General features: G+C 73.4%; 11 protein-coding genes. All 11 read right to left on the reverse strand.

Translation table 11 applies throughout. The annotated features are described in order from the left end of the window. Positions 1–62: 62 nt before the first annotated feature. On the reverse strand, positions 63–1637 hold the full coding sequence (locus AB5J54_RS13085; RefSeq protein ID WP_369144096.1) for an Ig-like domain-containing protein: 1575 nt from the start codon (positions 1635–1637) through the stop codon (positions 63–65). Between the two features lie 13 nt (positions 1638–1650). After that, positions 1651–2646: a substrate-binding domain-containing protein gene (locus AB5J54_RS13090; RefSeq protein WP_369144097.1), complete on the reverse strand. Its 996-nt coding sequence runs from the start codon at positions 2644–2646 to the stop codon at positions 1651–1653. 95 nt (positions 2647–2741) lie between these two features. Further along, on the reverse strand, positions 2742–5450 hold the full coding sequence (locus tag AB5J54_RS13095; RefSeq protein ID WP_369144098.1) for a hypothetical protein: 2709 nt from the start codon (positions 5448–5450) through the stop codon (positions 2742–2744). Next, complete coding sequence (pstS, locus tag AB5J54_RS13100) at positions 5447–7246, reverse strand: phosphate ABC transporter substrate-binding protein PstS (RefSeq protein ID WP_369144099.1); 1800 nt, start codon at positions 7244–7246, stop codon at positions 5447–5449. The genes AB5J54_RS13095 and pstS overlap by 4 nt, the downstream gene beginning before the upstream one ends. 107 nt (positions 7247–7353) lie before the next feature. Then, entirely contained in the window at positions 7354–8628 is a 1275-nt protein-coding gene (gene pstA / locus AB5J54_RS13105; RefSeq protein WP_369144100.1) for a phosphate ABC transporter permease PstA, read from the reverse strand. Further along, positions 8625–9635, reverse strand: a complete 1011-nt coding sequence (gene pstC / locus AB5J54_RS13110; RefSeq protein WP_369144101.1) for a phosphate ABC transporter permease subunit PstC — start codon at positions 9633–9635, stop codon at positions 8625–8627. The genes pstA and pstC overlap by 4 nt, the downstream gene beginning before the upstream one ends. Further along, positions 9632–10051 carry a hypothetical protein gene (locus AB5J54_RS13115; protein WP_369144102.1) on the reverse strand — a complete coding sequence of 140 codons (420 nt, stop codon included), beginning with the start codon at positions 10049–10051 and terminating at the stop codon, positions 9632–9634. The genes pstC and AB5J54_RS13115 overlap by 4 nt, the downstream gene beginning before the upstream one ends. A gap of 254 nt (positions 10052–10305) precedes the next feature. After that, a complete protein-coding gene (locus AB5J54_RS13120; protein WP_369144103.1) occupies positions 10306–11025 on the reverse strand; it encodes a hypothetical protein in 720 nt (239 codons plus the stop codon). A 14-nt stretch (positions 11026–11039) separates the two neighbouring features. Continuing rightward, complete coding sequence (locus tag AB5J54_RS13125; protein WP_369144104.1) at positions 11040–11585, reverse strand: RNA polymerase sigma factor; 546 nt, start codon at positions 11583–11585, stop codon at positions 11040–11042. Between the two features lie 47 nt (positions 11586–11632). Beyond that, complete coding sequence (locus AB5J54_RS13130; protein WP_369144105.1) at positions 11633–12097, reverse strand: hypothetical protein; 465 nt, start codon at positions 12095–12097, stop codon at positions 11633–11635. 163 nt (positions 12098–12260) lie between these two features. After that, positions 12261–12770 carry a hypothetical protein gene (locus AB5J54_RS13135; RefSeq protein ID WP_369144106.1) on the reverse strand — a complete coding sequence of 170 codons (510 nt, stop codon included), beginning with the start codon at positions 12768–12770 and terminating at the stop codon, positions 12261–12263. Positions 12771–12853 lie beyond the last annotated feature (83 nt).

Below are 12853 nucleotides of genomic sequence, written 5' to 3' on the forward strand. Positions count from 1 at the left end.
CTCCAGGGGTCAGGGGCGGGGCGGGGCCGCGGCGCGGCTCCGCCCCGGAGCTCACGCCTGGATCAGATGGCGGTGAGGGTGAGGGTGGTGGTGTACGTGCCGGCCTGGGTGGAGGTCGGGACGTTGAGGGCCAGGTCGGCACCGATGTGCGCGGTGCCGAGCCCGGTGCCGTGGGCGAGGGTGCGCGCGCCCTTCAGGCCCGCGGTGCCGGTGTCTCCGGGGGCCGCGCCGGAGGCGGCCGGGACGGCGGAACCGGGGGTGACGGTCTGCGCGGGCGCCTTGTCGACGACCTTCGGGGACCAGCCGAGGTTCTGGCCGTTGATGGTGTGGGTGGCGCCGTCGGTGAAGTCGGCGACCTGGCCGCTGACGGTCCAGCCGGGGTTGCCCGCGCGGGTGTCGGTCAGGGTCACCGGGCTGAGGGCGCCGGCCGTGGTGAGCAGGTCGCCGTCGTTGTTCAGGACCGGCGAGGCCAGGGTGACCTGCGGGTTGGCGACGCTGATGACGAGGGCGCCGGCGTTGACGGTGGTGGTGATGGTCTCCGAGGAGGTGACTCCGGTGAACGCGCCGATCGTGTACGGGATGGCGGCGGAGTCCGAGCCGGTGTACCGGGCCGGGTCGGCCGGGACGAAGACGGCGGTGAAGGAGTGCGGGCCGGCCGGCAGGCTGGAGGTGGTCAGGACGGCGGTGCCGTTGCTGACCGGGACCGTGCCGAGCGGGGTGGTGGTGCCGCCGACGGTGTCGGTGAACCGGAGGGAGCCCGCGGCGCCGGCCGGGGAGACCGTGCCGGTCAGGGAGACCGGGCTGTACTGCGGGGTGCTCGCCGCCGGGGAGACCGCGAGGGCGGTGGTGGTCTGGGTGGCCGCGGCCGGCTTGACCTCGTGGGAGACGGGCGACGAGGTGGAGCCGTTGTACGAGGCGTTGGACGGGGTGAACACGGCGGTGAGCGCGTGCGTGCCGGCCGTCAGGTTGCTCGTGGTGAGGGTCGCGGTGCCGCCGTTGACGGTGACCGGGGTGCCGAGGTCGGCGGAGCCGTCCTTGAACTGCACGGAGCCGGCGGCGCCGGAGGGGCTGACCATGGCGGCCAGGGTGACCGCGGTGCCGACCTGGGCCGGGCCGGCCGGGGTGACCGCGAGCGAGGTGGTGGTGTCCGTCTTCACCGCCGGGTCGTTCGCCTGGTACGTGGTGTTCGACGTGAACCAGACGGCGCCGGTGAAGTCACCGAGGCTGGTGCCGTTGAACGCGGTGCGGCAGATGACGGTGAAGGCGTACTTGCCCTGGAGGGTGGTGAAGCCCGCCTGGGAGGCGTAGTCGCGCATGGTGGACGTCAGCGGGATGACCATGCCGCCGTTGCCCGCCGTGGGGTACGTGGTGATGGGCGAGTTGCCGACGACGTTGAGGCCGCCGGCCGGGAAGCCGGAACCCTCCACCTTCACCAGCACGTTGGTGGCGTTGGCCGGGCAGGCGCCGGAGGTGGTGAACGACATGCCGCTGGTGTCCGCACCGGTGGCGGGGGTGATCTCGAGGGTGCCGATGGGCGCGGCGTAGGCGGCGCCCGCGGTGGCCAGGCCCGCCGTGAAGGCGGTGGTGACGGCCGCGACACCCAGGGCGAGGGCCCGGAGGACTCTGTTCTTCAGCACGCGAAGCTCCTGATCAGGGGGTCTGCTTGGTGGTGTCGCCGCAGTTCGGGTTGGTGGCGAAGCCGTAGGTGTTGATCACGGCGGCCTGCTTGCAGATGCCGGAGTTCGGGCCGACGAAGACGTCGCTCCACGGCGAGGTGCCGACCTTGCTGGTCGGGATGACGTTGTAGACATCCCGCTTCACGCCGAAGCCGCTGTTGAGGACCGTCGGGGACAGGCCGTCGATGGTGCCGAGGATGGCGCGGCCGCGCAGGTCGGCGATGGTCTGCGAGGACTGTGCCTGGTACTGCGCGATGGAGAACGGCACGATCGACTTGTCGTCGAGGACGCGGCCGTCGTGCTCCTGGACCGGGGCGGTGCCCTTCTTGTCCTTGACGCAGGGGTAGATGCCGGCGACGACGTCCGCCTCGGTGATGCCCATCTGCGACTGCCAGAAGGAGCGCGTGCCGGAACCGGCCTGCGGCAGGTAGACCGTCACGTCGTAGTTCGGCCCGGTGCCCACGTAGTTCGGGTCGCAGTGATAGATGGCCTTGAGGTCGGCGAGGGTCAGCTTGCGCGGGATCGAGGAGCCCGGGGTGATGGCGTAGCTGACCGCGTCGACCGCGAACGGCACGTAGGTGAGACCGGGGCTGGCGGCGCCCAGGTTCAGGGAGGAGGAGCGGGAGAAGTCGAGGCACCCGTTCCCGGCCTGGAGCGAGTTGAGGAGGGCGGCGCGGCCGGCGCCGGAGCCGTTGGGACGGGCGAGGGTGCAGTTGGGGTCGGTCGCCGGGTTCTTCGTGGTGATGCTCGCGGACCCCGTGGCGTCGTAGGAGCCGATGACCTTCTGTCCGTTCACCGTGACGACGTCGGCGAGGCCGTTCATGACGTCCTGGGTGGTGTCGGAGCCGACGCCGGAGAGCTGGCGGTACTGCGGGGGGCCGGCCGGGTCGGCGGTGGCGAGGCCGCCGCCGACGGTGACGACCGCGAGCGCCGCGACGGCGAACGCGAGGCCGGTCTTCTTCTTGTTCACTGGGGGTTCTCCTCAGCTAGGCTGCGCTCCGGGTGGTGTCCGGGGCGCGTGTGCAGGACTTCCGTTGGCGCGGACGAATCAGACGTTCTCGGACATCACCTCCCCGCACGGTGGCGGGCGGCCGCGAGCAGGCGCGGCAGGTGTCTCGGCAGCATCGGGCCGGTGAAGGCCGCGAGGGCGCCGACGATCAGGCAGACGAGCAGCACGTTCCGTACGGCGCCGATCGCCCAGGCGGGGGTCGGGGCGCCCACGGCCGTGACGGTCTGCGGCGCGGAGGCGGGTGCCGGCGTCGGCTTGGGGCTCGCGGGGGGCGTGGTGGACGCTCCGGGGCTCGCGGAGGCACCCGTTCCGCCCGCCGTGGCGCCGGCGGAGCCCGTACCGGAGCCGCCGGAGTCCGTACCCGATCCTCCGGACCCGCCCGTACCGCCGGACCCGCCCGTACCGGCGCCGGCATCACCGCCGCCCGAGCCGCCGCCCGCCGCGGAGCCGGCGGGGTGGGCGGGGCCCGTGCCGCCGGACGTGATCCCGCTCGTCCCGCCGGTTCCGGGCGGGTCGGTCGGGGTGGTGGGGGTGGGCAGGGGTGTCGGTGTCTCCGTCGACGGGGTCCTGCCCGCCTCCGTCGTCACCCGGTGCGCGGCCTTCCGGGTCTGCTCGCGGAGGGCCTGCGGGAGCGGTGCGTAGCCGTGCGGCAGGTTGCCGGCGGCGACGCCCGGGGTCTGTCCCGCTCCGGCCGCGTACGTCAGGAGGGTTCCGTAGTCGCGGCCCTCGGCGGTGGTGAGGTCGGCCGGCACGGTGGCGGCGTAGGTGAGCACGGTGAGCGGGTAGGCGGCCGGGTCCCTCGTGCCCGGGTCCGGCACCGTGACCCCGTCGCGGCCCGGCTTGCGGGCGTTCGCGGCGGCCGTCAGGGACTCCGTGTCGGGGGCGGTGAACCGGCCCGCCGCGTTGAGGAGTTCGGCGCGCATCAGGCCGTACCGCTCGGCGGTCGCGGTGTCCGTCACCGCGAGGACGGCCCGCTGTCCGGCCGGCTGCGGCGGGTCCTTCTTGTACGCGGGCGGGGTGGCGGTCGCGTCCCAGGAGGTACGGGCCAGGGTGTCGCCGCGGCCGGCCGCGCGCGCCGCCGCGTGCATGTCGGTGGCGTACGGATGCTTGTCCTGGATGCACAGCGGGTGGTCCGGCCGCTCGTCGAACTGCTGGCAGTACGGGTCGCTCTTGGGGAAGGAGTCGAGCGGCAGGGCGGCGTCCCGGTAGTGCGGGTTGACCTTCATGCCGGCGTTCCCGGGGTCCCCGTGGGCGCCCTCGTCGTCGGGGGTGCCCTTCAGGAACTCGGCGGCGGCCGGGTCCTGGGCCACCCACTCCCACAGCTGACGGGTGGTGTCGGCGAGCGGCTGCGGGACCAGGGCGTCGCCGAGCTTGCCGCCGAAGTCGAGGTCGGCGTACTCGGGGTTGTGGCGGATGAACTCCGGGTCGCGGCCCAGGTTCTCGGGGTTTCCGGCGACGCTGTCGGCGAAGCGCGAGACACCGTCGCGGTACGACTCGGTCAGGAGCTTGGCGACCAGTCGGGGGGTCAGCCGCAGGGTCGTCATCCGGGTGCCGTTGCGCCGCCGCACCTCGTCGGGGGCCCGGAACGACGCCTGGCTCTCGACGGAGTAGCCGATGGTGATGCCGGAGAGGGCCACCGGGGCGTACACCGGCTTGCGGCCCGTCTGCGCGGGGTCGGCGGCGCGGCCGACGAAGACCATGCCCGGCGCGCCCGAGAGCAGTTTGACGCGGGCGGTCTCGTCGGGGACCTGGGCGTAGCCGTAGATGGCCCGGGCGCCGGTTCTGCAGAGGGCCGGCTGCCAGCGGGTGACGGCCTCGGCGGCCATCTCGCTGCCCAGCGTGCCGCGTTCCTCGGCACCGATCGGGCAGTAGCTGCCGATGGGCTCGAAACCGAGCGGCACGGTGATGCGGTGCTTCCAGTTGGCCGGGCTGAGCGGCGAGGACTGCAGCTGCCCGCTGGACTGGGCGGTGTACGGGGTGCCGTCGACCTCGCTGGTGCCGCGCGGCACGATCACCAGCCAGCAGCCGCGACCGGTGACCGTGCCCTGTTCCTCGACGGCGGCGCCACAGCCGAGGCCGGGGGCCTCGACGCCGGTCTGCGCCTCGAACCAGACCTCTCCGGCGCCGCGGGCGTCGGTGCGGGCGTAGGGGATCTCGTTGGTGCTGTTGAGGTCGAAGAACTCGTTCCAGTTGCCGGGGCTGACGTCGTCGCCGGTGACCGAGCGGAAGGGGGCGTACGAGATGCCGCTCGGACTCGGCGGGGGCATCGGCAGGTTCTCGGAGTCCTTGAGGTTCGGGCCGTAGTTGAGCTGCCGGCCGTTGGTGTAGGCGCCGGCGGCCTGGTTGCCGGCGCCCGCTCCGAGGGCGGAGGACCCGCCGAACTGGCACTGGTCGGTGCCGGGGCCCCGCTCGTCGCCCCAGCACTGCATGATCTGGAGGTAGTTGGCGGCGTACGCGGTGTCGGAGACGGTGGGCGCGCCGCCGGTCCAGGAGACCTTGACGACCTGGTTGACGAGGTTGCGGGTCTGACTGACGGTGATCTTGAGGTCGGCGAACTCACCGGTGCCGGAGACCGTCACCGCCGAGCCCTCGCCGTCCGCCGCCCAGGCGGGCCCGGCGGACGGGTCGAGGCCGGTGCCGACGGTGGCGACGACGGGAACGAGTGCCAGACAGAGGGTGCCGAGGAGGGCACGCAGCCGGCCGGGGCGCGGGGGGCGACCGCCGGTCGTCCGGCGGCTCCCGCGCGGAGGACGTGTGCCGGTCATCGGGTTTCCTCCCCCGCGCGGCGGGCGGCGAGACGCCGGTGCAGCAGCGGCGGGCCGACCGTGACGCCGCACAGCAGCAGCGCGCCGAGCACCATGAGGGTGGTCTGGAGTCCGCCGCCCACGCTCGCGGCGGTGGTCACGGGGACGCCGTACAGATCGCCGCCGCCCGCCGCGCCGGAGCCGGGGCCGCCGCCGGAGCCGCCGGAGCCGGAGCCGCCCGAGTCGCCGGCCGCGAGGGGCTGGCCCGTGTCGGGGTCGAGCGCGCCGCCCGTGGCCGCGCCCGAGCCACCGGCCGTACCGGCTCCGCCGGAGGCCGCCGCGCCGCCGCCCGTGGCGCCGCCGGTCGCCCCGCCCGTCCCCGTACCGCCGGAGCCCGTACCGCCGGAGCCCGAACCGCCGCTGCCGCCCGTGCCTCCGGTCCCGCCGGTCGTGTCGGCGCCTCCGCTCGTCCCGCCGCTCGTACCGGCCCCACCGGTCGAACCGCCCGTGTGAGTGGGGGTCTTGTCGCCGCCGGTGCCGGTGTCGCACTGGTCGGGGCCCTTGAGGTCACAGGGCTTCGGCATCGGAGCGGTCTTGGCGAGGGTGTTGGTGCCGTCGCTGGAGAACGTCGGGTTCTTGCACTTCCTGATGTCGACGCTCTCGGCGACGACGCCGGGGATCCGGCGGACCTGGGCCAGTCCGGCCTGCACCAGGTTGACGGGCAGCGGCGAGTAGCCGAGCCGGTCCACCGACTGCTGCCCCTGGCACAGGAAGTAGTAGGCGAAGGCGCCGAGCGACTTGCCCTTCTGGGGGTTGAAGTTCGACTCCACCGCCGTCGGGACGATCATGTAGCTGTAGCTGGAGAGCGGGTAGGTCCGCGGGTCCGTGCTGTCGTAGACCTCGTCGAGGCGCTGGGTGAGGTCGGGGTTGATGCGGGCGGAGGTCAGCGAGACCGCCACGTTCTGGGCGGTGGGCTCGGTGTAGTACCCCTTGGCGTTGAGGATCTTGGCCACCGGGAAGCCGGTGGTGGACACCGCGTACGAGTACTCGACGTAGGTGATCGTGCCCTGGTTGCCCTCCTGGGCGACGTAGCCGGAGACGCCGTTGGACCCGGACTGGCCGACGAAGCCCTTGCCGCCGACGACGGGGTAGTTGGAGGTCGGCCCGCAGGGGGTGCGGCGGCCCGCCTGGGCGCAGTACGCGTCCCACAGTGCCGAGTGCCGCTTGCTCAGCCAGGTGGTCAGCTGGGCCGTCGTGCCCGAGCCGTCGGAGCGGACCACCGGGACGATCCGGCGGGCGGGGAGGCTCGCCGCGAGGCCCGGGTTGTCGGCCTTGAGGGCCGGGTCGTTCCACAGGGTGATGCCGCCGGTGAAGATCTTGGCGACGGTCTCGCCGGAGAGCCGCAGATTGGTGACCCGGCGGTTGCCGATCCGCAGGTTGTACATGAACGCGGTGCCGCCCGCGACGATCGGCATGTAGCTGAACTTCCGCGAGGGCGGCGGGTCGGCGACGCCCGAGTCGTTGATGCCGTACGGGATCTCCGAGACGGCGAAGTCGACGGTGCCGTTGCGGAACTGGTTGCGTCCGTCGGAGGAGCCGGTGCCGTTGTAGTTGACCGTCATCCCGTACTGCTTGACGTTGGCCCGCCACTGGTCGAGGGCGTTCTGGCTCCAGGTGGAGCCCGCGCCGGAGACCGGTACGTAACTCTCTGCGGCGGCGGGCGGCGCGAAGGGCACCACGAGCGCGAGGGCGGTGACGAGCACGGCCAGGGTGCGCCGCAGCACACGCGCGGGGAATGCCGGTGGGCGTCCGGACATCGGGGTTCTCCTGATCGGTGGCGGGCGGTGCGGTCGAGCGGCTGGTTCGGGGCGTACGTCGTTCCGGGCGTACGGGGCGCGGTCGTGCCGCGCCGGATCGGCGGTGGTCAGCCGCCCGCGGGCGGTGCGCCGGAGGCCTCGGGCCCGGGCCCCTCCGGGCTCGGCGGGCGGCCTGGTGCCGCGGCCGACGGGCCGGGGTGGCCCCCCATCCGCTCCAGGTCGCGCAGCGAGGCCGCGGTCCTGAGCCGCTGCTGACGCCGGCTCAGCTGGCCGGGGCCGCGGCCGCCGATGACCCGGGCGAGCAGGAACAGCAGCAGGACCAGGGCCATCAGCAGGGCGGCGCAGCCGAAGCCGCGGGCGATCATGTTCTTCTCCGGCGAGGCCACCAGGGTGAAGGTGGCCAGCGGCAGCGAGGTCTGCGGCCCGTCGAAGGGGTTGACGTTGAGGCCGGTCGCGGCGCCCGAGGTCAGCAGCACCGGGGAGGTCTCGCCGATGCCGCGGGCGGTGCCGAGGATCACGGCGGTGGTCAGGCCCGAGCGTGCGGTGGGCAGCGTCACCGTCCACACCGTGCGCCACTGCCCGGCCCCCAGCGCGTACGAGGCCTCCTTGAGCGAGCCGGGCACCAGACGGAGGACCACGTCCGAGGCACGGATGATGATCGGCAGCATCATCACCGAGAGGGCGAGGGAGGCGGCGAAGCCGGACTTGCCCAGGCCCAGGGCGAGGATGGCGGTGGCGTAGACGAACAGGCCGGCCACGATGGACGGCAGGGCGGTCATCGCCTCGACGATGGTGCGGACGAACGTGGCGTACCGGCCGGGCACCTCGTTGAGGAAGACCGCGCAGGCGAGCCCCAGCGGCACCGTGATCAGCAGCGCGATGCCGATCTGCTGGAGCGTGCCGACGATGGCGTGCAGCATGCCGCCGTCGGTGATCGGCTGGAGGGGTCCGGTGCCGGACATGTCCGCGGTGAAGAAGTTCAGGTGGGGCAGGGCCTCCCGGCCGCGCCACAGCGCGTAGCCCACGATGAAGAGCAGCGCCGCGAGCAGCAGCGCCGCCAGGGCGTGGACGAGCGTCTGGGCGAGCCGGGCGCGGATCGTGGCGCTGTTCTCGTCGAGGGAGATCAGGACCGCGTACAGCGCCATGAAGGCGAGGTGGGCGACGGCGGTGAAGCCGAGCGGGGCGTCGAAGGGCAGCACCCGGCCGAAGAGCACCGCGGTCAGGGCCACGGCCGCGGCGCCCGAGCCGAGCAGCGCGAAGACGTCGCGCGCGTGCAGGACGGACGTGGTGCGGCGGGGCTCGGCGGGCGCTCCGGGGCCGTCGGGGACGACGTCGGGCGTGACCGTGGCGGCCGGCCGGGTCTCTTCGGTGGTCAGGGTCATGCCTCGGCTCCTGCTCCGGACCGGCTGCGGGCGACCACGGAGGACGCGATGAAGTTGACGACGAGGGTCATCAGGAAGAGCGAGAGGCCGGCCGCCATCAGCGCGGACATGCCGAAGGGGCTGGCGGCTCCGTAGCGCAGGGCGATCAGCGCGGAGACGGAGTTGGCGCCGTTCTCCAGGATGTGCGGCTGGAAGAAGAAGACCGGCGAGATGATCATGACGACGGCGATGGTCTCGCCGAGCGCCCGGCCGAGCCCCAGCATCGTGCCGCCGATGATGCCGCCCTTGCCGAAGGGGAGGACGACCGTGCGGATGACGCCCCACTGGCTCGCGCCGAGCGCGAAGGCCCCTTCGCGCTCGCCGGGCGGGGCCTGCGCGAAGGCCTCGCGCATCACCGAGCAGGCGATGGGGGTGACCATCAGCGCCACGACGATCCCGGCGATGAAGGTCGAGGAGGTGTAGACGGTGGCGGGCGCGAGCGGGTCGTTCGGGTCGGCGCCCTCCACCGCGAAGACCGGGATCCAGCCGAGGTAGGTGGAGATCCAGCGGGCCAGGCCCGTGATGTGGGGCTGGAGGAAGAAGAAGCCCCAGAGGCCGTAGACCACGCTGGGCACGGCGGCCATCAGGTCGACGAGGCTGACGAGGGTCCGGCGCAGCCTGCGGGGCGCGTACTCGGTGATGTAGAGCGAGGTGCCGAGGGCGAGCGGCAGGGCGAAGGTGATCGCGGTGACGCCGATGAGGACGGTGCCGGGCAGGACGGCGGCGATGCCGAAGTGACGGGAGTCGGGTTCCCAGGCCGGGGTGGTCACGAAGGAGCCGCCGGCTCCGGCGAGGGCCTGGCTCGCGCGGACGCCGAGGAAGACGCCGACCAGGGTCATGGTGACCAGGACGACGGCTCCGGCACCGCGGGCGCCGATCCGGAAGAGCCGGTCGGCGGGGTCCTTGGCCGCGGACCGGGCGCGCGGCACGTCGGCGCCGGCGGTGGCCGGGGTGGTGACGGTGCTCAAGAGACGTTCCCCCGGACGGCGTCGGGCAGTCGCAGGCCGCGCAGCCTGCGGGTGTACGTCACTCCCGTGGCCACCTGCCCGGCGACGGCGGCGGCGAGGAAGAGCTGGAGGCTGTCGCGGCACTCGCGCTGGCGCCGGTACGTCCGGGCGGCGACGGCCACGCAGCGCTCGTCCAGGGCGAGTTGCCAGGTCCAGGTGCCGGCGGAGCCGGCGGCCATGGTGACGAGGGGGACCGCGCGGTCGAGCCCGTCGCGCAGCCGCACGACGGCGGAGTGGCAGGCGGAGTGGCCCCGGTGGAAGTCCGGGCCGCGTCCGAGTTCGTGGTTGTTGGCGCCGACGAGCCGCCAGCTCACCGCTTCCGTACGGTGCGCGGCCGGCGTCCACTCGTCCGGCGCCTGACGTCTTTCGGCGTCCACCCATGACACAAAGAGAAACCGTGGCCGAGACACGGAGCCGCCCCCTTCGCCCGGAACTCAGCGTGGCCGACAACCGACCACGCAGCCGTGGCTGCGGGCATGACAATCACGCCGCTGGGCGCTGGGCGCTCCACGGACCGGTGAAGCGGCGACGTAGAAAACGTGAACGAGAGGTGGAAGCCCTCGGGGGAATCTGCGTTATCCGGACAGGCGGCAGGGGCGCATGGCGGGTGTCCCATGCGGTGGCCTTGTGGTCAGCGGGCCTGGCCGTCAGCCGTCGCATCCCCGGCAGGCGCGGAGAGTCGGTGGACCGATGGGCCCGCTTCGGGCTTCGCGTGGGTGCCGGAGGAGGGCCTGGCGGCGGCGTGCCCCTGCCCCGAGACCTCTGCGGCCGCCTGGAGGGAGTCGCAGTAGGCCGCGACGTCCTTGCCGTCGGCCGCGGCGACCAGGCGCTCCCGGGCCGCGGCCTCCATCGCCCGACCTCCCTTGCCCAGGGATTTCCCGTACGCGTGGCAGAGGGCTTCGCCCGACCCGGGTGGGTGAGCCGCGTGGTGGGGAGCGCCGGGTGGGGTGGAGGCTCCGCGAGGGGCGGCCGGCGGGATCGGGTCCGGGGACGCGGACGGCGGGATCACCGGCCACCGCGGCGGCAGCGGAACAGGCGCGCCGCGGCTCGCTTCGGGTGCGCGGTTCTCGGTGTCGTCGTGGGGCTCGTGCGTCGCGGCCGCGGCGAACGCCACGCCGCCCAGGGTCAGGCTCGCGGCCAGGGCCGCCAGCGCGGTCTTCAGCGAGCGTCCCGTGCCGCGTTCCGGTACGGGACGCCAGTCCTCGCGGCGTCGGGTGCGCCGGGAGCCGTGCAGGCCCGCGTCGCGGGCGGTGCGGAACGCGGCGAGGGCCGCCCGGGCCGCGGCATCGTTCACGCCCCGGGGGCGCAGGGCCGCGGCCAGCGCTGCCTCGACGTCGTCGTGTTCCCGCATACCGCCTTCACCACTCATCCCAGCATGTCCTTCGCGAGCCGCTTCAGCCCGCGGTGGGCGGCGGAGCGCACCGCACCCACCCGCTTGCCCAGCACCCGGGCCGCGGCGGGTCCGTCGAGACCGACGACCACCCGCAGCAGCACCGCCTCGGCCTGGTCCCGGGGCAGCCCGGCGACCAGGGCCAGGGCTTCGGCGGTGGACAGGGCCTCCAGAGCCTCGCCCGCCGTCTCCCCCGGCGAGGGCAGGTCGAGGACCTCCTGCTCGAACGGGGCCGTGCGCGGGCGGGAGCGCAGGCGCCGCAGATGGTCGAGCGCGCGGTGGCGGGCGATGGTCGCGGTCCAGCCGCGGAACCCCGCGCCGTCTCCGCGGAATCGCCCCAGGTCGCGGGCTATCTCGAGCCACGCGTCGGAGGCGACGTCCTCGGCGTACTCGCCGACGAGCCCTCGCAGGTACCCCAGCAGCCCCGGCTGCACGATCCGGTACAGGTCGGCGAACGCCTCGTCGTCACCGTTCTGCGCGCGTTCCACCGCATGCTGCAGAGTGGCGTCGTCCGCCCTCAAATGATCTTCCCCTGGTCTTCCCGCGTAGCGCTGCCCAGGGCATCACCCTACGCGGCTGTCAGACGCCGGCCGTCCGCCGTCCCCGGCGACAGCGGGAGGGGCTTCGGACGGCGCGGGACCAGCAGGAAGAGCTCGTGAGCGGATTCGCCGGGGCCCAGCTCGAAGCGGTTGACCACCTTGCCGAGCGGGTTCCACGCCCGTCCGTCGGGGGTCCGGACGCCGACCGGCTGCCGGAACATCTCGGACGTCATGTCGTCGAAGTCGACCCAGCGGGCCGGCGCGTGCCGGACGATGACCTCGCCGACGTACGCCCCGAGCTCCTGGAGGATCGGTGCGGCGCCGGCCGGGTCGCCGGCCCCCCGCCGCAGACCGTCGACCACGCGGTCGACGATGCGCAGGCTGGCCGCGGAGAAGTCGAGGGGGAGCCGCGTCTTCGCGGTCGTGCGGGCGGCGAACGCGGAGGCGTACCGGCTCATGTCGGCGGCCCGCAGCGTGCGGCTGACTCGGTCCATCGGTACCACCCCTCGTGTGTGAACCGGTGTGGTCCCCCGGTCCCCTGGTTCCTCGGGAGGACCGCAGGTCTTCCACGTCCTCCCAACAGGCCAGCGGAAACGGCCGCCGAATCATCACGGGTCCGAGCTGTGATCAGCGTCACACCTCAGGGCGGGCCTGCCGTCAGCCGAAGTTCGGGTCGGCGGAAATGCGCTTGTAGTGACACGAGAAGGAATAGGATTCCCCCCCGTCCGCCTCGACAGTTCCGTTCACCTGCAGCTTCCCCTGCTCCAGGGTGAACGGCAGAAACTCGCGGTCGTTCCGGTGGTCGAAACGGAGCACCAGGTAGGGCGGCAGACCGGGATCCTCGTTGACCGCGTGCCATTTCCCGTCGGCCGAACGGCGTGTCACCTTCGAGTCCGGTCCGGGGCCGTTCCAGTCGACCGGAAGGTCCTTGGCGGTAAAGGTGTAGTCGTCACGCAGCCGAATCACCGGCGAGCCGCATTTCGAGTCCCCGGTCCCGTCCCATCGGCCGACCAGTTCGGAATGCTGTACGGCCTCGGGAAAGACGGGGGCGGGTCGGCCCGGCCCGCAAGCGGTCGAGGCGATCACCGTCAGGGCGGCAGTCGCAAGGCCCGCACTCATGCGACCCACGCGACCCATGCGCCCCAGGTGAATCAGGTCGAGCTTCACGGCTTCTTCTTCCAGTCGTTGGGCGGCGGGGCTGCCCCCCAGGCATCCCTGGGAGGCAGCCCCGCCGTTGTTCAGGACGCGTC

This window comes from Streptomyces sp. R44 (assembly GCF_041053105.1).
In the GTDB taxonomy this organism is placed as follows: Bacteria; Actinomycetota; Actinomycetes; order Streptomycetales; family Streptomycetaceae; genus Streptomyces.